Source organism: Mycobacterium sp. PS03-16 (assembly GCF_004570325.1).
Lineage (GTDB): Bacteria > Actinomycetota > Actinomycetes > Mycobacteriales > Mycobacteriaceae > Mycobacterium.
In genome coordinates this window covers 151,916-173,276 of sequence record NZ_SPQO01000008.1, presented here as the reverse complement: position 1 = coordinate 173,276, position 21,361 = coordinate 151,916, and the positions used below count along the sequence as shown (strand labels likewise).

At 70.8% G+C, this 21,361-nt stretch carries 20 protein-coding genes; 14 read left to right on the top strand and 6 right to left on the bottom strand.

What is annotated here, in order from left to right:
- Positions 1-46: 46 nt before the first annotated feature.
- Together E4P42_RS09760 and E4P42_RS09755 are read left to right on the top strand one after the other, a co-directional pair.
- Complete coding sequence (locus E4P42_RS09760; RefSeq protein WP_135125565.1) at positions 47-1,741, top strand: DEAD/DEAH box helicase; 1,695 nt, start codon at positions 47-49, stop codon at positions 1,739-1,741.
- A 137-nt stretch (positions 1,742-1,878) separates the two neighbouring features.
- The gene (locus E4P42_RS09755) at positions 1,879-2,976 is read left to right on the top strand and encodes a LuxR C-terminal-related transcriptional regulator (protein ID WP_135125563.1); all 1,098 of its coding nucleotides are present in this window, start codon (positions 1,879-1,881) and stop codon (positions 2,974-2,976) included.
- Here E4P42_RS09755 and E4P42_RS09750 read toward each other — a convergent pair.
- Entirely contained in the window at positions 2,957-4,333 is a 1,377-nt protein-coding gene (locus tag E4P42_RS09750) for an NAD(P)/FAD-dependent oxidoreductase (RefSeq protein WP_245233960.1), read from the bottom strand. The two genes, E4P42_RS09755 and E4P42_RS09750, sit on opposite strands and share 20 nt — an antisense overlap.
- A 119-nt stretch (positions 4,334-4,452) precedes the next feature.
- Between E4P42_RS09750 and E4P42_RS27575 the strand changes: the two genes are divergently transcribed.
- Positions 4,453-4,581 (top strand): hypothetical protein, encoded by a 129-nt coding sequence (locus E4P42_RS27575; protein WP_256371146.1) that lies wholly within the window; start codon positions 4,453-4,455, stop codon positions 4,579-4,581.
- Here E4P42_RS27575 and E4P42_RS09745 read toward each other — a convergent pair.
- The 3 genes from E4P42_RS09745 to E4P42_RS09735 are packed head-to-tail and all read right to left on the bottom strand — an operon-like array spanning position 4,567 to position 7,423.
- Positions 4,567-5,382, bottom strand: a complete 816-nt coding sequence (locus E4P42_RS09745; RefSeq protein ID WP_135125561.1) for an HAD-IIA family hydrolase — start codon at positions 5,380-5,382, stop codon at positions 4,567-4,569. The two genes, E4P42_RS27575 and E4P42_RS09745, sit on opposite strands and share 15 nt — an antisense overlap.
- A gap of 47 nt (positions 5,383-5,429) precedes the next feature.
- Positions 5,430-6,920 (bottom strand): PH domain-containing protein, encoded by a 1,491-nt coding sequence (locus E4P42_RS09740; protein ID WP_135125559.1) that lies wholly within the window; start codon positions 6,918-6,920, stop codon positions 5,430-5,432.
- Positions 6,917-7,423 carry a PH domain-containing protein gene (locus tag E4P42_RS09735; protein ID WP_135125557.1) on the bottom strand — a complete coding sequence of 169 codons (507 nt, stop codon included), beginning with the start codon at positions 7,421-7,423 and terminating at the stop codon, positions 6,917-6,919. The genes E4P42_RS09740 and E4P42_RS09735 overlap by 4 nt, the downstream gene beginning before the upstream one ends.
- A gap of 57 nt (positions 7,424-7,480) precedes the next feature.
- On the opposite strand from E4P42_RS09735, the gene E4P42_RS26960 reads away from it, so the two are divergent.
- The 6 genes from E4P42_RS26960 (at position 7,481) to E4P42_RS09710 (ending at position 13,997) form a co-directional block, all read left to right on the top strand.
- Positions 7,481-8,401: an SDR family NAD(P)-dependent oxidoreductase gene (locus E4P42_RS26960; protein ID WP_167759427.1), complete on the top strand. Its 921-nt coding sequence runs from the start codon at positions 7,481-7,483 to the stop codon at positions 8,399-8,401.
- Positions 8,402-8,404: 3 nt separating this feature from the next.
- Positions 8,405-9,598 carry a gephyrin-like molybdotransferase Glp gene (gene glp / locus E4P42_RS26955; RefSeq protein WP_167759426.1) on the top strand — a complete coding sequence of 398 codons (1,194 nt, stop codon included), beginning with the start codon at positions 8,405-8,407 and terminating at the stop codon, positions 9,596-9,598.
- Between the two features lie 37 nt (positions 9,599-9,635).
- Positions 9,636-10,343 (top strand): phosphatidylserine decarboxylase, encoded by a 708-nt coding sequence (locus E4P42_RS09725; RefSeq protein WP_135125555.1) that lies wholly within the window; start codon positions 9,636-9,638, stop codon positions 10,341-10,343.
- A 38-nt stretch (positions 10,344-10,381) separates the two neighbouring features.
- Complete coding sequence (gene pssA, locus E4P42_RS09720) at positions 10,382-11,209, top strand: CDP-diacylglycerol--serine O-phosphatidyltransferase (RefSeq protein ID WP_371287008.1); 828 nt, start codon at positions 10,382-10,384, stop codon at positions 11,207-11,209.
- Positions 11,210-11,212: 3 nt separating this feature from the next.
- Positions 11,213-13,438, top strand: a complete 2,226-nt coding sequence (locus E4P42_RS09715) for an AAA family ATPase (protein WP_135125551.1) — start codon at positions 11,213-11,215, stop codon at positions 13,436-13,438.
- 94 nt (positions 13,439-13,532) lie between these two features.
- Positions 13,533-13,997, top strand: a complete 465-nt coding sequence (locus E4P42_RS09710; RefSeq protein ID WP_135125549.1) for a DUF1707 domain-containing protein — start codon at positions 13,533-13,535, stop codon at positions 13,995-13,997.
- Here E4P42_RS09710 and E4P42_RS09705 read toward each other — a convergent pair.
- Positions 13,972-14,628: a response regulator transcription factor gene (locus tag E4P42_RS09705; RefSeq protein WP_135125547.1), complete on the bottom strand. Its 657-nt coding sequence runs from the start codon at positions 14,626-14,628 to the stop codon at positions 13,972-13,974. The genes E4P42_RS09710 and E4P42_RS09705 overlap by 26 nt on opposite strands.
- A 2-nt stretch (positions 14,629-14,630) precedes the next feature.
- Positions 14,631-15,614 (bottom strand): histidine kinase, encoded by a 984-nt coding sequence (locus E4P42_RS09700; protein ID WP_135125545.1) that lies wholly within the window; start codon positions 15,612-15,614, stop codon positions 14,631-14,633.
- Positions 15,615-15,746: 132 nt separating this feature from the next.
- On the opposite strand from E4P42_RS09700, the gene E4P42_RS09695 reads away from it, so the two are divergent.
- From E4P42_RS09695 to E4P42_RS09675, 5 genes are all read left to right on the top strand, one after another.
- A complete protein-coding gene (locus tag E4P42_RS09695) occupies positions 15,747-16,019 on the top strand; it encodes a hypothetical protein (protein WP_135125543.1) in 273 nt (90 codons plus the stop codon).
- Positions 16,020-16,054: 35 nt separating this feature from the next.
- A complete protein-coding gene (locus E4P42_RS09690; protein WP_135125541.1) occupies positions 16,055-16,513 on the top strand; it encodes a CBS domain-containing protein in 459 nt (152 codons plus the stop codon).
- An 18-nt stretch (positions 16,514-16,531) separates the two neighbouring features.
- Positions 16,532-17,848 carry an SLC13 family permease gene (locus E4P42_RS09685; RefSeq protein WP_371287006.1) on the top strand — a complete coding sequence of 439 codons (1,317 nt, stop codon included), beginning with the start codon at positions 16,532-16,534 and terminating at the stop codon, positions 17,846-17,848.
- 129 nt (positions 17,849-17,977) lie between these two features.
- Positions 17,978-20,881, top strand: coding sequence for a Na+/H+ antiporter subunit A (locus E4P42_RS09680; protein ID WP_135125537.1), 2,904 nt, complete (start codon positions 17,978-17,980; stop codon positions 20,879-20,881).
- Positions 20,878-21,351: a Na(+)/H(+) antiporter subunit C gene (locus tag E4P42_RS09675; protein WP_135125535.1), complete on the top strand. Its 474-nt coding sequence runs from the start codon at positions 20,878-20,880 to the stop codon at positions 21,349-21,351. Before E4P42_RS09680 ends, E4P42_RS09675 begins: the two co-directional genes overlap by 4 nt.
- Positions 21,352-21,361: the final 10 nt, after the last annotated feature.

Genomic DNA, 21,361 nt, shown 5'->3' with positions numbered 1-21,361 from the left:
GAACCGGTTGGCCTAGAGTGTTTCTCGATCAGAAGGGAGTACCGGGGTGCGGGCTGATGCAGCGCCCAGCGCCCAGGCACTGCGGGGCTGGCAGCGGAAGGCGCTGGTCAAGTACCTGACCAGCCAGCCACGCGACTTCCTGGCCGTGGCCACCCCCGGTTCCGGCAAGACCACGTTTGCGCTGCGCCTCGCCGCCGAACTGCTCAACGCCCGCACCGTCGACAAGGTGACGGTGGTGGTGCCCACCGAGCACCTGAAGATCCAGTGGGCGAGGGCGGCCGCGGCCAACGGGATCGCACTCGACCCGCGGTTCAGCAACTCGAACTCCCAGACCTCCTCGGAGTACCACGGCGTCGTCGTCACCTACGCCCAGGTGGCCAGCCACCCGACCCGGCACCGCGTCCGCACCGAGAACCACAAGACGCTGGTGATCTTCGACGAGATCCACCACGGCGGCGACGCCAAGAGCTGGGGCGAGGCCATCCGCGAGGCGTTCGACGACGCCACCCGCCGGCTGGCGCTCACCGGGACCCCGTTCCGCAGCGACGACAGCCCCATTCCGTTCGTCACCTACGCACCCGACGCCAACGGGCTGATGCGGTCCCAGGCCGACCACACCTACGGCTACTCCGACGCCCTCGCCGACGGTGTGGTGCGCCCGGTGATGTTCATGGCCTACTCCGGCGAGGCGCGGTGGCGGGACAGCGCCGGCGAGGAGCACGCCGCGCGCCTCGGCGAGCCGTTGAACGCCGAACAGACCGCCAGGGCGTGGCGCACGGTGCTGGACCCCGCCGGCGAGTGGATGCCCGCGGTCATCGCCGCCGCCGACATCCGGTTGCGGCAGAAGCGCCAGCACGTTCCCGACGCCGGCGGCATGATCATCGCCTCCGATCAGACCAACGCCCGCGCCTACGCCAAGCTGCTGACGACGATCACGGGTGAGGAGCCGACGGTCGTGCTGTCCGACGACCCCGGGTCCTCGGACCGCATCACCGAGTTCTCGAAGGGCACCAGCCGCTGGATGGTCGCGGTGCGCATGGTGTCCGAGGGCGTCGACGTCCCCCGGCTGTCGGTCGGGGTGTACGCCACCAGCGCCTCGACGCCGCTGTTCTTCGCCCAGGCCATCGGCCGCTTCGTGCGGTCCCGGCGGGCCGGCGAGACCGCCAGTGTGTTCCTGCCCTCGGTGCCCAACCTGCTGCTGCTGGCCAGCGAGCTCGAGGAGCAGCGCAACCACATCCTGGGCAAGCCCCACCGGGAATCGCAGGGCGACGAGGACCCGCTGGACGCCGAGCTGGCCAAGCAGCGCAAAGAGGAGAACGGCGAGCAGGAGAAGGCGTTCACCGCCCTGGGTGCCGACGCCGAACTCGACCAGGTGATCTTCGACGGGTCGTCGTTCGGCACGGCGACCCCCGCGGGCAGCGACGAGGAAGCCGACTACCTGGGCATCCCCGGCCTGCTCGACGCCAACCAGATGCGCGATCTGCTGAGCAAACGTCAGGTGGCCCAGCTCGAGAAGCGCACGGCCTCAGGCGAACCCGCCCCGCGATCCACCCACGGTCAGCTGCGGGACCTGAGACGCGAACTCAACACGCTGGTGTCGCTGGCCCATCACCGCACCGGTAAGCCGCACGGCTGGATCCACAACGAGCTGCGCCGGATCTGCGGCGGCCCGCCGGTGGCGGCAGCAACGTCGGATCAGTTGCAGGCGCGGATCGAGGCAGTCCGCACGCTCAAGGCGTAGCGCTCGACTGTTCATTGAGGACGTAAGCACCCCGCTGTCCTGTGCTGTGCCGCGGCGGATCTGCGCGTTACAGTACGGATCACGCACGAACCTGGGGGGTTGGTGATGAATCTCGTTGCCCATACGCGGTGCCGGCCATGGTCACGCTCGGTGAGTTCTCGCGATTAGTCTCGGCCATCCACGCGGCGGCCGTCACCCCGGAGCACTGGTTCGGCGCGATGTCCGCGGTGCGGGAGTCGCTCGGCGCCATCACCGGAGCCATGCTGATCGACGACGGCACCGGCCGGGTGGCCGAACGCAGGAGCCTGGAACCGGTGGCGTATCAGGCCTACACGGAGTACTACTACCGGATCGACTATGTGCTCGACGCCGTCGAGAGCAGTCCGGTCGGGATGATCCACGACGGCCGGGCCCTGATCGACGCGCAGGCGCGTTCGGAGTTCTACACCGACTGGATCCGGCCGCACCACATGGACGACGGGCTGTTCGTCAGGGTCACCGGCAGCGCGCGGCCGGCCTGCCTGATCGTCGCCAACCCTCGCGGCGACGAACCCTTCCTGACGGCCGAACGCGCGCAGTTGGTCAACGCGCTGGTGCCGCACTTTCAGCAGGCGCTGCGGACCGAGAAGTACCTGCACGAATTGCGGTGCAACCTACGCGACACCGCAGAAGCGATCGACTACATGCGGCGGGCGGTCGTGGTGGTCGGACCCAATGCCTCTGTGGTGCAATGCAATTCGTCCGCCGAGGCGGTGCTCGAGCGGTCGGACGGGCTGACCGTGCGCGCGGGACGACTGCGGGCGTGCTCCCCGGCGGCCGACGCCGAGTTGCAGCGAGCGGTGTCCGCGGCGCTGGGGTTGTCCGAAGGCGGTGCGCGCAGCGGATCCTCGCTGCTGTGCCCCAAGCCGGGCGGCCGGCCCTACGTGGTGCACAGCTTCCCGTTCCCGGGTGACGGCGGCATCGACGGCGACCGGGTGCGGGCACTGCTGGTGATCCTCGACCCCGATGCCGCAGCAGAGCCGCCGAAATCGTTGCTACGCCGCCTGTTCGGGTTGACCAACGCCGAATCCGACGTGGCGTTGCGGGTCGGTCGCGGCGATGGGCTGACGCCGATCTCCGAGGATTTGACGCTGTCCCTGTCGACGGTGAAGACCCACCTGCAGCACGTGTTCGACAAGACCGACACCCACCGGCAGGCCGAGCTGGTGCGGTTGCTCACGACACTGCAGCCGTGACCTCCGGTTCGGCGACCGCGCTGCGCCGCGCGCGGTTGCCGCGGGCCACCCGCAACAGGAACGACGGGCGCAGCAAGGTGGCAGGCGGCGCGACCATTCCGACCACCCGCAGGAAGTCCTGGGCGACGACGGGGTCGGTCTCCGCGGCGCGCAGCACGCGTTCGGTGTAGGCGTTGGTGGCGCGCATCGACAGCGACGGCCGGCCGTGGACCTCCGGTAGCGCCAGATCGGACCCGACGGCGGTCTGCCAGGCCACGCGCACCGGTTTGGCCGCCGCGCCATAGAACCGGCTCGCCAGCTCGGCGTCGTTGTCCTGCAGGCACTCTCGCAACAGCAGCGCTTCGATCGCGGCGATGCTCATGCCCTGGCCGTAGATCGGGTTGAAGCTGCAGATCGCGTCACCCAGTGTGAGGAATCCGGCCGGGTGCCTGCTCAGCTTGTCGTAGCGACGCCAGCGGTTGCTCGGGTACTGGTAGATGCGGACCCCGGCGAGCGGCTCGGCGGACCGGGCGGCGGCCAGTGCGTATCCGGGCGCGAGATTCTCCGCGAAACCCAGCAGCTCCGACGGATTGGTGGGCGGGCGGATTCCACCGAGAGTCGCGGCGAGCACCATGAAGGTGTCGTTCTCGGCGCGCACCATCATGAAACCGCGCGGGCGGCCCGGCTCGAACATCCGCACGATCATGTGCTGCCGCACCGCATCGACGGCGAGCCGCACCGGCATGCTGGCATAGGTGACTCGCACGGTGAGCTCGTCGACCTCCGGGCGGGGGTAACCGAGGTCCTCGAGAAACGCCGGTGCCCGCGAGCCGCGGCCGGTGGCATCGACGACCAGATCCGCGGACAGATCGACCGTCGACCCGTCGGGGCGATGGACCTTCGCGCCGGTGACCCGGTTCCCGTCGGACATCAGTGTGTCGACGCAGTGGCCGTCGAGTATCGCCACGCCGGGCAGCGCGCACAGCCGCCGCCGCACGTGGTGCTCGATGAGTGCGCGGGAGGCGAAATGCTGGATCAGGCCGGCGGGATCGGGCATGCGACCGGTCCGGACCAGCACGTGGCCGCCGAACGAGAAGTCGTAACGCGAGACGTCCCCGTCGTCCCACCGGTGTGCGCCCGCCTCGACGAGTTCGGCGAGATACCCGGGGAACAACTCCTCGACGATCTGCGCGCACCGCGACAGGATCACATGGGGTTGGCAGCCCTGCGGCACACCTCTGCGGGCCACCGGACCGTCCGGGAGGCGGTCGCGCTCGAGCACGGTCACCCGGTCGAAGTGCTCGGTGAGCACCCTGGCCGCCAGCATCCCCGCCATGCTGGCGCCGATGACCACCGCATGCCCCCCACGTCCGTCCACGGTTGACCCTCCCGACTGTGCGCGTTGTGTCGAGACAAGCACCGCCCGCGGCGCACCACCTCATCCGAACGCATGAGTTTTCGGTGGCCGCCCGCACACGTCGCCCCTACGTTCTCGGCATGTCCGCCGACGTGCCGACGATCCTGGCCATCAGGGCGGTCAGCGAGACCGACCGTGCCGGAGCCGACTTCGTGGACGCCGACGGAGAACACCGCCTCCCGGTCCGGCGACTGTCAGATTCCCAGTAGTGCCGGCAGGTCGGCCACCGAGTCGATGACGTGGTTGGGCTGCATCGCGAATTCGTCAGCCGCCCAGCGGTCCAGTGTGTCCTGCCGGAACTTGCCGGTCCGCACCAGCACACCGGTCATCCCCACCACCTGACCGGCCAGCACGTCGTTGTTGAGATCGTCGCCGATCATGTACATCTCGTCCGGATCGACGCCCAGCCGATTCGCCGCAGCCAGGAACCCCTCCGGGGCCGGCTTGCCGACCGCGGTCGCCTTGCGGCCCGACGTCTCCTCCATGCCCAGCAGGTACATCCCGGTATCGATGCGCAATCCCTCGGCGGTGTTCCACGACGTACTGCGATGCATCGCAACCACCGGCACCCCTTGGGCCATCCAGTCGTAGACCCAGCTGAGCGTCAGGTGGTCGTACTCCGGCCCGGCGCCGCCGAGCAGCACCACGTCCGGTATCTCGGGCGGTGCGTCCGGGCCGTACTCGCTGGAGTACACCAGGTCGACCCCGGTCATGTCCTCACCGATGCGGCCACTGTTGACCAGGAAACACCGCGCACCGGGATACCGGTCGCGGACGTACTCGGCGGTCAGCACGGCCGCGGTGATCACCTCGTCGGCGGTCACCTCCATGCCGGATTCCACGAGGAGATCCGCGATCTGCACCCGCGTCTTGGTGGTCGTGTTGGTCAGGTAGGACCGGGCGATCTGATGGTCGGCGAGCACGCGCAGCGTCTCGGCGGCGCCGTCGATCGGCCGCCACGATGTCACCAGCACGCCATCGATGTCGAAGAGCACTCCACCGATCGCCATGCTGTCCGACAGTAAACCGCCGGTGCCGGGCCGCAACTCGGACCCGGTCAATCACTCCCGGCCCACGACACGTCGCGCAGCCACTCGGACGCCTCGGCGGCGATCGACCACGCGAGCTCGGAGGGCACATCGATGAGGCGGTAGGCCTTCTCGCCGGCCGCGGTCGCCGCCACCACCGTCGCGACGCCCGCGCGCCGCTGCCAGAAAGTCTGGCGCACCGTCCAGCCGATGATGCCCGCCCCGGCGATGCAGTCCCGGCGCCGCTCCAGGCTCCCGGCCCGCGCCACCAGCCAGCCGCCGCCCACGCGATGGCCGAGCGCGCGCACCCGGTCGGCGGCCAGCAGCGCCCCGCACACCGTCGCGACCGCCAACAGCGGCCACACCCACACCGGCAGCACGATCCACCGGATCGCCACCGCCGCCGCGACCGCCAGCACCGCGGGCAGGGCCAGCGCCCTGATCCAGCGCCGCCGGACCGCTGCGGGCCCGTGCCCGCGCAGCGGCCCGGTCACCGCGTCGCGGTCGTCGATCAGGTCGGTGAGCACGTCGCGCGCGGTGACCGCCGGGCATGGCGGCAACAGCAGCGACGCCTCCCCCGCTCCGCCGACGCCGGTCATCACCGCGTCGAGCCGGGCGCCTCCGAACAGCCGCACCAGCAGCGGCTCGCGCAGGGTGCCCCCGCGCAGCCGACGCATGTCATAGGTGTGTTCCTGCCGCCGCACCAGCCCGTGCGCCAGGTGCAGCACGCCGGGACAGTCCGCCGCGTCGCGCCGGATCAGCACCAGATCGGCGTAGGCGAGCAGTGACCGCACGACCGACAGCACCACCGACGCGGTCAGCACGACGACCACCACCGCCGCCACCGTGGCAGCCACCCCGACCCGGGCGGCGACCTCGCGTCCGTCCTCGACGAGTCCGGAATCTCGCAGCAGCACACCGGCTCCCGCCTGATAGAGCAGACCCGCCGCGGCCAGGATCATCGCCAGGCCGGTGAAGCTCAGCGGGCTGTAGCGCAGCCACGCCGGCTGCCAGCGCGCCAGCACCCGCCCCGGGTCGTCGGCCGAGCCCTCGGCGACAGCGGTCGGCACGGCCGACGACCGGGCCAGCAGTTCGGCCCGCAGCCGCGGCACCTGACCGGCCCGCACCGCGTCGAGCGCGAAACCCGCGTCGCCGCGCGCCTCCTGGCCGGTGCTCACCCGAAGCACCGTCAGCCCCAGCAGCCGGTGCAGCAACCGCGCATCGGTGGACACCGAACGAATCCTGCTGCGCGGCACCGACAGCACCCGGCGCTGCAGCACCCCGACCCGCAGCTGCACGTCGTCGACGTCGATGCGGTAGGTGGTGGTGAACCACCGCGCGACCCCCACCCCGACGGTGACGGCCAGCGCGGCGATCGCCCACAGCGGATTGCCGGTGGCCGAGCCGAGCACCACCGAGCCGATCAGCACCGGCACCTGGCGCAGCACCTCGTGCACCGGGTGCACGAGCAGCATCCGGGGACTCAGCCGCTCCCACGGCGGTTCGGCCGGGGCAGTCACGTCGCGTCCTGTTCGCCGAGCGCGGCGATGTCGGTCAGCTGCGCGACGACCCGGTCGGCGACGGCGGTGTCCAGCGCGACGATGCGCACGGCACCGGCCGACGACGCCGTCGTCACGGTCACCGCCGCGAGCCCGAACAGCCGGTCCAGCGGGCCGCGCTGGGTGTCGACGGTCTGCACGCGCGAGATCGGGGCGATCCGGCGCTCCTGCACCAGCCAGCCGGTCCGCGTGTACACCGCCCGGGCGTCGATGTCCCAGCGGTGCACGCGAAACCGCCACACCGGCACGACGACGACGAACAGCACCACACCGGCGACCGTCGCGGCCGCGGCGGCCCCGTGCAGCCAGGGCTGCCCCGGCGCGGCCAACCACCACGCCACCTGCGCGGCCACCGCGATCACCCACGGCACCGCGGCCGACGTCGCCCACAGCAGCGGCGCCCTGGTGCTCGGCCGGTGGGCCGGATCGGCGAGGACGACAGGAGACGGCCCGGTGTTGTCCATGCTTTCGAGCATGGCGCATCGGCGGGGAGAAGATCGGACCGCAGTAGGGTGCTGGCCATGAGCGCGAACAGTGATTGGACCGCCGCCCGGGTGCCTGACCAGGAGGGCCGCGTCGCGGTGATCACCGGCGCGAACACCGGCATCGGCTACGAGGCGGCGGCGGTGCTGGCGGGTAGGGGCGCGCACGTGGTGCTGGCCGTGCGCAACACCGAGAAGGGCCGGGCCGCCGCCGAACGCATTCACGCCGCGACTCCGCACGCCGACGTGACCGTCCAGGAACTGGACCTCACCTCGCTGGACAGCATCCGGCGCGCGGCCGACGACCTGCGCGCGCAGTACTCGCGCATCGACCTGCTGATCAACAACGCCGGCGTGATGATGACGCCGAAGGACACCACCCGCGACGGGTTCGAGTTGCAGTTCGGCACCAACCACCTCGGGCATTTCGCGCTCACCGGCCAGCTGCTCGACAACCTGCTGCCGGTCGAGGGCTCGCGGGTGGTGACGGTCAGCAGCGGAGCCCACCGCATGGGCCGGATGAACTTCGACGATCTGCAGTCCGAGCGCAGCTACAACCGGGTGACCGCCTACGGACAGTCCAAGCTGGCGAACCTGCTGTTCACCTACGAGCTGAACCGGCGGCTGTCGGCGAAGGGCGCACCCACCATCGCCGTCGCCGCCCACCCCGGCGGCTCCAACACCGAGCTGACCCGCAACCTGTGGCCGGTGATCCGTCAGCCGATCGAGCTGGTGTGGGGGCTGCTGGCGCAGAGCGCGCAGATGGGTGCGCTGCCCACCCTGCGGGCCGCCACGGATCCGGAGGTGCGCGGCGGGCAGTACTTCGGACCCAACGGCTTCGGCGAACAGCGCGGTTACCCCGTCCTGGTGCAGTCCATCGGCCGCTCGCACGACGAGGCCGCGCAGCGGCGCCTGTGGACGGTGTCCGAGGAACTCACCGGCGTCACGTTCCCGGTCTAGCCGATGCGCTCCGTCGAAGAACATCAGCGCGTCGTCGCCGCCCTGATCGGCGCCCGCCCGCCGGTCCGCCTGCCCATCGCCGACACCCTGGGCCTGGCACTGGCCGAGGACATCGTGGCCCCGCTGTCGCTGCCCGGATTCGACAATTCGGCGATGGACGGTTACGCGGTGCGCGCCGACGACGTCGCCGCCGCCACCGCCGAGGCCCCGGTCCGCCTTCCCGTCGCCGAGGACATCCCGGCCGGCCGCACGGATCCGCTGACCCTGCAGCCGGGCACCGCGCACCGCATCATGACCGGCGCGCCGCTGCCCACCGGGGCGACCGCCGTGGTCCCGGTGGAGGCGACCGACGGCGCCACCGACACCGTCACCATCCGCGCCGCCGCCGGCGCCGGCCAGCATGTCCGGCGCGCCGGTGAGGACGTCGCCGCGGGCACCACGGTGCTGCGCGCCGGGGTGGCGCTCACCCCGGCCGCGCTCGGGCTGGCCGCCGCGCTCGGACTCGGTGAGCTCATGGTGCGGCCGCGGGCGCGGGTGCTGGTCATGTCGACGGGCACCGAATTGGTCGCACCCGGCACCCCGCTGGCGCCGGGGCAGATCTACGAGTCCAACGCCGTCATGCTGGCCGCGGCCGTCCGCGACGCCGGCGGCGAGGTGGTGGCGTGCCCGATGACCGGCGACGACGTCAACACGTTCCGCGCGACGCTGGACCGCTACGCCGGACAGGCCGATCTGATCATCACCACCGGCGGAGTGAGCGCCGGGGCGTACGAGGTGGTCAAGGACTCGCTGGGGAGTGAGGTCGAGTTCGTCAAGGTCGCGATGCAGCCCGGGATGCCGCAGGGCGCCGGCCGCGTCGGCGAGACCCCGATCGTCACGCTGCCCGGCAATCCGGTCAGCGCGCTGGTGTCGTTCGAGGTGTTCCTGCGGGCACCGCTGCGCGCGGCCATGGGCCTGCCCCGGCCGGAACGGCCGCGGCGCACCGCCGTGCTCACCGAGGACCTGACCTCGCCGCGCGGGAAGCGCCAGTTCCGCCGCGGGGTGTTCGACGCCGCCACGGGTGAGGTGACCAGCTACGGACCGCCCGCATCGCACCACCTGCGGTGGCTGGCGTCGGCGAACTGCCTGCTGGAGCTCGGCGAGGACGTCACCGAGGCGCGGGCCGGCTCCGATGTGCGGGTGTGGGACCTGAGTTAGCTCGCGGGTACCCCGGCGCACGTAGAATCCGGAACCGATGGCCAGACGCCCCCGCACCGACGACCTGAAATCCGGCCCAGAGCGGTTCATGGCGCTGGTGAAGACCACCGTTCCCCCGGTTCACCCGGCCGGTCTGCCGTTCATCGGCGCCGGTCTGGCGCTGGCCGCGGCCGGCCGCCGCAACCGGTGGGTGCGCGGCACCGGACTGCTCGCCGCCGGTGTGAACGCCGCGTTCTTCCGGCATCCGCCGCGGGTGCCGCCGATCCGGCCCGGGGTGGTGGTCGCCCCCGCCGACGGCCTGATCTGCCTGGTCGAGGAGGCCGTGCCGCCCGCCGAGCTGAACCTGCCCGCCCGGCCGGTCCCGCGGGTCAGCATCTTCCTGTCGATCTTCGACGCGCACGTGCAGCGCATCCCGGTCAGCGGTGAGGTGGTGGCCGTCGCGCACCGGCCGGGTCTGTTCGGGTCCGCCGAACTCGCCGCGGCCAGTGAGGACAACGAGCGCAACAGCGTGGTGATCCGCACCCCGCAGGGCGCCGAGGTGATCGCGGTGCAGATCGCCGGTCTGGTCGCGCGGCGCATCGTCTGTGACGCCAAGGTGGGCGACACGGTCACCATCGGCGACACCTACGGCCTGATCCGCTACGGCTCCCGGCTGGACACCTACCTGCCCGAGGGCACCGAGGTGCAGGTGCTGCCCGGACAGCGCGCGGTGGGCGGCGAGACGATCCTGGCGGCGCTGTCGTGATCCGGCCCCGCGTCTCGAAACGGGTCGTGAGCCTGCGCATGCTGCCGAGCGCGATGACGGTCGCGGCGATCTGCCTCGGCCTGTCGTCGGTGAAGTTCGCACTCGACGACCGGCCCACCGAGGCGATGGCGTTCCTGGCGGTCGCGGCGATCCTCGACGCGCTCGACGGGCGGATCGCCCGGATGCTCAAGGCCACCTCCAAGATGGGCGAGGAGATCGACTCGCTGGCCGACGCCGTGAACTTCGGAGTGGCGCCGGCCTTCATCGTCTACGGCACCCTGCTGTCGCAGTCGCGGATCGGCTGGATCGTCGTGCTGGTGTACGCCGTCTGCATCGTGCTGCGGTTGGCGCGCTACAACGCGATGCTGGCCGAGGACCTGCCCGCCTACACCAAGGACTACTTCGTCGGGATGCCCGCCCCCGCGGGCGCGATCGGCGCGATCGGCCCGCTGGCGGCCAAGATGCAGTTCGGCGAGGGCTGGTGGACGTCGGAGCCCGCGGTGGTCATCTGGATGGTCGGCGTCTCTCTGCTGGTGGTCAGCACCATCCCGATGCGCAAGGTCCACACGTTCTCGGTCTCACCCAACATGGTGGTGCCGCTGCTGGCGCTGCTGGCCATCGGCGTCGCCGCGTCGATCCTCTACGGCTACGTGGTGATCCTGCTGATCATCCTGGCCTACGTCATCCACATCCCGTTCGCGGTGCGGACCAACCGCTGGCTGGCCGCCCACCCCGAGACGTGGTCCGATCAGCCGCGTCAGCGGCGGGCGATCCGCCGCGCGACCCGTCGCGAGATCCGCCAGATCCGCCGCACCCAGCCGCGCCGCTCGATGGCCCGCCTGGGCCTGCGCAAACCCGGCCGCTGAGCCATGACCGAGATCGAGCAGTACGAGGAACCCGGTCTGAGCCACCTGCGGTTGACCGCCCGGCTGAACACCTCGGCGCTCGACGCGCGGCGCGGGGTGGTGCGGCTGCATCCGGAGGTGATCGCGGCGCTGGGCATCCGCGAATGGGATGCGGTGTCGCTGACCGGGTCACGGACCACCGCCGCCGTCGTCGGTATCGCGCCGGCGGGCACCCCCGCGGGCACCGCACTGCTCGACGACGTGACGCTGTCCAACGCCGGGCTGCGGGAGAACACCGCCGTGATCGTGGCCCCGGTGACCGTGTACGGCGCGCGGTCGGTGACGGTGACGGGGTCGCGGCTGGCCACCCAGTCGATCTCCCCCGCGACGCTGCGTCAGGCCCTGCTGGGCAAGGTGATGACGGTGGGCGACACCGTGTCCCTGCTGCCCCGCGATCTCGGCCCGGGCACGTCCACGTCGGCGGCGACCACCGCGCTCGCCTCGTCGGTGGGGATCACCTGGACCTCCGAACTGCTGACGGTGACCGGGGTCGATCCCGCCGGCCCGGTGAGCGTGCAGCCGAATTCGTCGGTCACCTGGGGTGACGCGCTCAGCGCCGCGCCGGCCGATGCGGTCGCACTGCCGTCCGGTGAGCCGGTCGGCCAGGCCACCGTCACCACCCCGTCGACCGAGAAACCCTCGGTGACCTACGACGACCTCAAGGGCAGCCACACCCAGGCCGCGCGCCTGACCGAATGGCTCAAGCTGTCGCTCGACGAGCCGGGACTGCTCGAAACCCTGGGCGCCACTCCGCATCTCGGGGTGCTGGTGTCCGGTCCGGCCGGGGTGGGCAAGGCGACGCTGGTGCGGGTGGTGTGTGCGCAGCGGCGGGTCGTCGAACTCGACGGTCCCGAGGTGGGCGCCCTGCACCCGGAGCACCGGCTCAAGAGCGTGTCGGCGGCGGTGGCCACGGTCCGCGACGGCGGCGGGGTCCTGCTGATCACCGACGTCGACGCGCTGCTGCCCGCGACACCCGAACCGGTCGGCACGCTGATCCTCACGGAACTGCGCACGGCGGTGGCGACGCCCGGCGTCGCGTTCATCGCCACGTCGGCGATGCCCGACAACCTCGACGCCCGGCTGCGGGCGCCGGACCTGTGCGACCGCGAACTCGGTCTGACCCTGCCCGACGCCGCCACCCGCAAACAGCTGCTCGAGGTGCTGCTGCGCGACGTCCCCGCCGAGGATCTGCAGCTCGACGAGATCGGTGGGCGGACACCCGGTTTCGTGGTCGCCGACCTGTGCGCGCTGATCCGGGAGGCGGCGCTGCGGGCGGCCGCACGCGCCAGTGCCGACGGTGCCCCGCCGGTGCTGACCCAGGCGGACCTGACCGGTGCGCTCACCGTGATCCGGCCGCTGTCGCGGTCGGCCACAGAGGAGGTCTCGGTCGGGTCGGTCACGCTCGACGACGTCGGCGACATGGTGGAGACGAAACAGGCGCTCACCGAGGCGGTGCTGTGGCCGCTGCAGCATCCCGACACCTTCGAGCGGCTCGGGATCGAGCCGCCGCGGGGTGTGCTGCTCTTCGGGCCGCCCGGCTGCGGGAAGACGTTCGTGGTGCGCGCGCTGGCCAGTTCGGGCCGGCTGTCGGTGCACGCGGTCAAGGGCGCCGAGTTGATGGACAAGTGGGTCGGCGCCTCGGAGAAGGCGGTGCGCGAACTGTTCCGCCGTGCTCGCGATTCGGCGCCGTCGCTGGTGTTCCTCGACGAGATCGACGCGCTGGCGCCGCGACGCGGCCAGAGCTTCGACTCCGGGGTGACCGACCGCGTGGTGGCGTCGCTGCTGACCGAACTCGACGGCATCGAACCGATGCGCGACGTCGTCGTGCTCGGCGCCACCAACCGGCCGGATCTGATCGACCCGGCGCTGCTGCGGCCGGGCCGGCTGGAGCGGCTGGTGTTCGTCGAACCGCCCGATGCCGAGGCGCGCCGGGAGATCCTGCGCACCGCGGGCAAAGCGATACCGCTGGCGGCCGATGTCGACCTCGACGCGATCGCCACGGACCTCGACGGGTACAGCGCCGCGGACTGCGTGGCGCTGCTGCGCGAATCGGCGATGACCGCGATGCGCCGGTCCATCGACGCCGCGGACGTCACGGCCGCCGACGTCGATGCCGCCCGGCGCACGGTCCGGCCTTCGCTGGACCCCGGGCAGGTGGAGGCGCTGCGCGCGTTCGCCGCCGGACGCTGAGCCGTCGCCGCCGAAATCTTGACAGTGCCAAGTTGAGGTGCCACCCTGGGTGCAGTCGAACTTGTCACCGTCTAGATCGCATTCGGGAGGCACCATGTCCAGCCCGCTCACGCCAGTCGACACCACAGTGCGCATCGGCGACGACGATCGGCAGCGCACCGCCACCATGCTCGGACTCGCCCTGAGCCAGGGTTATCTGGAGCTGTCCGAGTACGACTCGCGGCTGCAATCCGCGTACGCCGCCCAGACCTCGGCCGACCTGCGCGCGCTCACCGCGGACCTGCCCGCCGCCGAACTGCGCCGCAAGGATCCGCGGCGGCGGGCCGCCCGGCAGCGCGCCGCCCGGCGCAGCGTGCAGTGGCACCTCGCCGGCTACCTCAGCATGGTCGTGATCGTGCTGACCGTGTGGCTGGCCGTCGGACTGACCGCGGGCGCCTGGTACTTCTGGCCGATCTGGCCGATCCTCGGCGCCGGCATCGGACTGCTCGGTCACGCGCTGCCGATGCGCTACCGGATGTTCTCGCCCTGCTCGGTCACGGTTCGATCAATCCGGCCCTGATCGCGTACCGGGTCAGCGCGAGGCGGTCGCGCAGACCGAGTTTCGCGAGGATGTTGGCGCGGTGCCGGTCGACCGTCTTCGCGCTGATGGTGAGTGTGGCGGCGATCTCCCGGGTCGAGTAACCCTCGGCGACGAGTTTGAGCACCTCCTCCTCGCGCGGCGTGAGGATCGTGTCGGGCAGGTCGTCCCCGCTGCGGGCCCGGTGCAGGTAGTCGCGGATCAGCGCGGTCACCGCCCCGGCGTAGAGGAACGGCTCCCCGCGCAGGGTGGCCCGGCACGCGGCCAGCAGATCGCGGTCGGCCACCGACTTCAGCACGTATCCGGACGCGCCCGCCTTGAGCGCCTCGAAGAAGTACTGCTCGTTGTCGTGCATCGACAGGATCAGGATGCGCACGTGCGGATGTGACCGGCTGATCTCGCGGGCGGCCTGCAGCCCGGTCATCCGCGGCATGGCGATATCGAGGATTGCCAGGTCGGTGGGGGTGGTCGCGAGCGCCGTCAACGCCTCGTGCCCGTCGGCGGCCTCGGCGACCACCTGCAGATCGGGTTCGGCGTCCAGGATCATCCGCAACCCGCTGCGAACCAGCGCGTGATCATCGGCGAGCAGGATGCGCGCCGCCTCGGTGGGCATGATCACTGCGCTCCCCGCAGCGGGATGGTCAATTGGACCTCGGTGCCCCCGCCCGGCGGCGAGCCGATGGTCAGCGCCGCGTCGACGAGAAGCGCCCGCTCGCGCATACCTCCGATGCCCGCGCCTTCCCTCGCCCTCCCCGCACCCACCCCGCCCCTTCCGTCGTCGGCGATGCGCAGCGTCAGCGCAGTGTCGGTGAGGTGCAGATCCATCCAGACCTTGCGGGCACCGGCGTGGCGGGCGACGTTGGTCAGCGATTCCTGGGCGATCCGGTAGCAGACCAGTTCGACGTCCGGCGCGAGCCGACCCGACGGCATCCCGATGTGCTTGACCACCGGCAGCCCCGTCGCCTGGGCGAATTCGTTGCACAGCGCGTTGAGCGCGCTCTGCAGGCCGAGGTCCTCGAGCGCGTCGGGCCGCAGCCGCCGGGCGATGCCGCGCACCTCGTCGAGGCTGGCGCGCACCGTTTCCTGGGTGTCTTCGAGGTCACCCCGGATCTCGGCCGGAGCGCGGTCCACCGCACGCTTGAGCGTGAGCAGCGCGACCGTCAGCGTCTGACCGATCTCGTCGTGCAGTTCCCGCGCGATTCGTTGGCGTTCGTTCTCCTGGGCGGCCAGCGCCGAGGCGCTCGCGGTGGTCCGCTCGGTCTCCAGTCGATCGAGCATCGTGTTGAACGACTCGATCAGATGGTGCAGATCCCCACTGCCCCGGTCATCCACCCGATCGCTGCGGCGGGGCGGATCGACCCGGCGCATGGACGCGGCGAGCCGGTCCAGCGGTGCCAGGCTGGACCGCAGCAGCAGCGCGTTCGCGGTGAGGATGACCGCGAGGCCGACCACCAGGACCGGGATCTCGGTCAGCTTGATGCGGGCCGACACCGTGGCCGGGGACAACGCCAGGATCAACGTGCCGAGCGTGAAGATCGACCCGTTGATCACGAAGACCCGGCGGAACAACGCGGCCGCGGGCGTGCGCGCCCGATTCATACCCACCAGCGTGATCCTTCCGCGCCGGCGTTGTCCATACAGGTCATTGCCCATCCCGAATGGGTGTCAGGCCGGATGGCGATGGGTCCGATCACCGCCGACACTTCCAATCACCCGCCCCAGAGGAGCGCGATGCGAGTGAATCGGACGACGGCGCCGGGCAGCGGAGTGATCCACCACCTCGTCACCCGGGCCGGGGACAGGCTGTGCGTGCTGGTGCGCCCCGACGGACACCGGCAGCTGTTCGAGTACGACGGCGACAGCGACCAACCCACCCGGGCGGTCGGGCTGGCACCCGACGAGGCCGACCAGCTGGCCGACATCCTGCACAGCCGGCCGATCACCGACCGCGTCGCGGCATTGGAACAACGGGTCGACGCATTGATCGGAGAACGAGGACGATGACGGTAACGGCAGCCACCCGATGGAACGAAGTCGCCATGCAAGCACACGAGATCGCGGTCTCGCCGCCGACGGTCCGGGTCGACGACCCGGTCTCCAAGGCAGTTCAGCTCATGGTCGTCAACCGGCTGCCCGGCCTGGTGGTGGTCGACGACGCCGACCACCCGATCGCCGTACTGCCCGGCACCCAGGTCCTGCGCCTGACCATCCCGGAGACGTACCGGGACGACCCGGCACTGGTCCGGACGGTCGACGAGATCCACGCCGACCTGTTCTGGCACGGCCCGGGCAAGCTGACCGTCGGTGACTGCCTGCCGACACCCGTCGCGAAGCCGGCCACCGTATCGCCCGACGCCACACTGCTCGAGGTCGCCACCGTGATGGCGACCAAGCGCAGCCCGCTGATCGCGATCGTAGACAGCCGCGGACGACTCACCGGTGCGGTCACGTTGGAGCGGTTGTTGACCAGCCTGGCGGTGGCGGGGCCGGGCGACTGACCCCGCCACGGCGAGCCCGTGTCGGCCGGGAGTTCGACGGTGTACGCCTCGCTGGCTCCGGTCCTCGCCCTGACCATCTTCGTCGTCGCATTCTGGTTCATCGCCACCGAACGGGCCAACAAGGTCAAGACCGTGCTGATCGCGGCCGGGCTGATGGCGGTGCTCGGACTGATCCCCGGCGAGCGGATCTTCTACTCGGAACACGAGGGCATCGACTGGAACGTCATCTTCCTGCTGCTGGGCATGATGATCATCGTCGGCGTCATCAAGCAGACCGGGCTGTTCGACTTCCTGGCCATCTGGGCGGCCAAACGCTCCCGGGGCAGGCCGTTCCGGCTGATGGTCATGCTGATGGTGATCACCGCCGTCGCCTCGCCCGTGCTGGACAACGTCACGATCATCCTGCTCGTCGCCCCGGTCACCCTGGTCATCTGCGACCGGCTTCGAATTGCGCCGCAGCCCTACCTCATCGCCGAGGTACTGGCATCCAACATCGGTGGCGCCGCCACGCTCATCGGCGATCCGCCCAACATCATCATCGGCAGCCGGGCCGGACTGAGCTTCAACGACTTCCTCGTCCACATGGCGCCGGCCGTCGTCGTGATCTTCGTGCTGTTCGTCGTCTTCACCCGCGTGCTGTTCCGCCGCGATCTGCGCGGCGGGGGACTGCACATCGACGACGTGATGGCGCTGCAGGAACGCCGCGCGATCAAGGACACCCGGTTGCTGTCCCGTGCGTTGGCCGTACTCGCGCTGGTGGTCACCGGGTTCGCGCTGCACTCGGTGCTGCACGTCGCACCGTCGGTCGTCGCGCTGGTCGGCGCCGGCCTCATGGTGATGGTCACTGACGTCGACGTCGCCGAGATCCTGCCGGAGGTCGAATGGTCGACGCTGGTCTTCTTCATGGGCCTGTTCGCGATGGTGGCCGGCCTGGTGCACACCGGGGTCATCGGCGCCCTGGGCTCGGTGGCGGACACGGCGTTCGGCGACCACCATTTCCTGACCGCCACCGCACTGCTGTTCGGTTCGTCGGTCGTGGGCGCCTTCGTCGACAACATCCCCTACACCGCGACGATGACACCGGTGGTGGAAGGGCTGGTGGCCGACGTCCCGGACGAGGACACCGGCCGCGCGCTGTGGTGGGCGTTCGCGTTCGGCGCCTGCTTCAGCGGGAACGGCACCGCGATCGCCGCCAGTGCCAACGTCGTCGCTCTCGGCATCGCCGCACGGGCCGGCCACGCCATCAGCTTCTGGCGCTTCACGCGGTACGGCATTGTCGTGACGCTGCTCAGCACGGCGCTGGCCTGGGTGTACGTCTGGCTGCGGTACTTCTGAGTCCCGCGGCTTCCGCGGGCGGTCAAGTCCGGAAGGCGGTCCACGTAGACTGGGGTCAATCCCTTCAGCTGAGGCTGACACCCCGACACCCGTTCTTTTCGCGAGGACGGCCAGTCAGATCGGAGTGCCATGCTGGCCATCCTCTGCGCCCACGCGGTCGCCACCGCGCTGGCGCCCCTTCTGGTGGCCAAATGGGGACGGCTGGCGTTCTACCCGCTGGCGCTGGTGCCGCTGTGCTCGCTGATCTGGGTGGGCCTCAACTGGCCGGCGCCCGGCGACGCGCGCACCGTCGACATCACCTGGGTGCCCGAGCTGTCGATGGACATCACGCTGCGGTTCGACACGCTCGCGGCCATCATGAGCGTGCTGGTGCTCGGCATCGGCGCACTGGTCCTGTTCTACTGCGCGGCCTATTTCCACCACCACGACGGACGCCCCGAGAAGCGGCTGCCCAGCTTCGCCGCCGAACTCGTCGCGTTCTCCGGCGCGATGTTCGGTCTGGTCACCAGCGACAACATGCTGCTGCTCTACGTGTTCTGGGAGACCACGACCGTCCTGTCATTCCTGCTGGTCGGGCACTACGCCGAACGTGCCACCAGCCGCCGCGCCGCCACGCAGGCCCTGCTGGTGACCACGTTCGGCGGGCTGGCGATGCTGGTCGGCATCGTCATCCTCGGCAACCTGGCCGGCACCTACCTGCTGTCCGAGCTGATCGCCGCGCCGCCCACCGGGACGGCCGCGGCCGTCGGCGTGGCGCTGATCCTCGTCGGCGCGCTGTCCAAATCGGCGATCGTGCCGCTGCACTTCTGGCTGCCGGGTGCGATGGCCGCGCCGACCCCGGTGAGCGCGTACCTGCACGCCGCGGCGATGGTGAAGGCCGGGGTGTTCCTGGTGGCCAGGATGACGCCGGGCTTCGCCGACTCGCCGGTGTGGCGGCCGATGATCGTGACGTTGGGCGTGGGCACGATGCTGCTCGCCGGCTGGCGCGCGGTCCGCGAGTACGACCTCAAGCTGATCCTGGCGTTCGGCACCGTCAGCCAGCTGGGCCTGATCACGCTGATGGTGGGCACCGGCGGTCGCGACATGATGCTCGCCGGGCTGGCGATGCTCGTCGCGCACGCGCTGTTCAAGGCCTCGCTGTTCATGGTGGTCGGCGTCATCGACCACGCGACCGGCACCCGCGACATCCGCAGGCTGGCGTGGCTCGGGGTACGCAGCAAGCCGCTGCTGGTGATCGCGGTCGGCGCGACCGCCAGCATGGCCGCGCTGCCGCCGTTCCTCGGGTTCATCGCCAAGGAGGCCGATTTCGAGACCGTGCTGCACAGCGCGGCGCTCGGCGACTATGCCCCGTACGTGCTCGCCGGCATCGTCACCGGGTCGGTGTTCACCACCATGTACAGCGTGCGGTTCCTGTGGGGCGCCTTCGCCCGCAAAGGCTTACGTGAGCCCAGCGTGCGCGTCGCCGAGATGCACACACCGCCGGTGAGCTTCCTGTTCGCGCCCGCCGTACTGGCCGCAGCCGGTCTGGTGTCGGGTCTGTGGCCGGCGCCGCTGGACACCGTGCTCGACGAGTACGCCGCCACCGTGCCCGGCGGTGAGGAGTACTACCTCGCGCTGTGGCACGGGTTCAACCTGCCGCTGCTGCTGTCGGTGCTGGTGCTGACCGTCGGTGTGGTCGCGTTCTTCGAACGCTCGCGGTTGCGGAGCGCCCGGCTGCCGCACGTGTCGCTGGGCAACGCCGACCGCATCTACGACGGCATGATCCGCGCACTCGACGTGCTGGCCGTCCGGCTGACCGGATCCACGCAGCGCGGTTCGATCCCGGCCACGCAGTCGGTCATCCTCACCACGCTGGTGGTGGTGCCCAGCGTGGCGCTCGCACTCGGGGCACGCGACCGCCCGCAGTTCGCGCTGTGGGAATCACCGTGGGTGGTCGTCGTCGGGTTGCTGATGGTCGCGGCCGCCCTCGGCGCGACCGTCATGCGCAACCGGCTGGCGTCGGTGCTGCTGATCGGCGTGACCGGCTACGGCTGCGGCGCCATCTTCGTCCTGCACGGCGCACCGGATCTCGCGTTGACCCAGTTCCTGGTCGAAACGCTGGTGCTGGTGATCTTCGTGCTCGTGCTGCGTACCCTGCCCGCCGAGGCCGACCGCGCCGGCATCGAACACAAGCGGTTGCCCCGCGCCATCCTGTCGGTGGCGGTCGGTGCGACGGTCACCACGCTCGCGGTGTACGCGATGGCCGCCCGCAGCGGCGCCGGCATCGCCGACCTGCTGCCCGATGCCGCCTACTACCGCGGCTACGGCATGAACACGGTGAACGTGCTGCTCGTCGACATCCGCGCGTGGGACACGATGGGTGAGATCTCGGTACTGCTGGTGGCGGCGACCGGGGTGGCGTCGCTGGTGTTCCGCAACCGGCGGTTCGGCGCCGCGCCGCGGGTCGCCGACGCGGGTCAGCCCGACATCGGCCGGGTTTCGGCGTACCCGAACAGCCCGGCCGCCGGCGACATCACCTGGCTGCGCGGCAGTGAACTGCGCGATCCGCGGCACCGGTCCCTGGTCCTCGAGGTCGCGACCCGGGTGATCTTCCCGCTCATCATGGTGCTGTCGCTGTACTTCTTCTTCGCCGGCCACAACACCCCCGGCGGCGGCTTCGCCGGAGGGTTGACCGCCGGGCTCGCGCTGGTGCTGCGCTATCTGGCCGGCGGCCGCTACGAGCTGGGTGAGACGCTGCCGCTGGACGCCGGCAAGGTGCTGGGCACCGGGCTGGCGCTGTCGGCCGGCACCGCGGTGGCCTCGCTGTTCCTCGGCGCACCCGCGCTGTCCTCCGCGGTGATCGAGTTCGAGGTGCCGGTCCTGGGCACCGTCAAATTCGTCACCGCACTCATCTTCGATCTGGGGGTGTATCTCATCGTCGTCGGGCTGGTGCTGGACGTGCTGCGGAGTCTCGGCGCACGGGTGGACACGGAGATCGCCGAATCGCCGGCCACCGAACCGTCTGTCAGCACGTCGGGGGTGGGCAGCCGATGACCACGTTCGTCGTTCCCCTCGTCCTGATCGGAATCCTCACCAGCATCGGTGTGTACCTGCTGCTGGAGCGCAATCTGACCCGGATGCTGTTGGGGCTGTTGCTGATCGGCAATGCGATCAACCTGCTGATCCTCACCGTCGCGGGCCCGTCGGGCAACCCCCCGATCCGGGGCCGCACCAGCAACGGCGAGACCAACGACGCCGATCCGCTGGCCCAGGGCATGATCCTCACCGCGATCGTCATCAGCATGGGGATCGCCGCGTTCGTGCTCGCCCTGACCTACCGGTCCTACCGGCTGACCACCGCCGAGGACGTCGCCAACGACCCCGAGGACACCCGCGTCTCGGAGCTGGCCGGGAAGGACGCCGCGCCCATCGCCGACGACCGGCCGCCGGAACCGGATCTGTCCATCGACACCGACCTGCCCGACGAACTCGATGCCCTGCCGGGTTACGAGGGGTCCCGATGAGGGCGGTGCG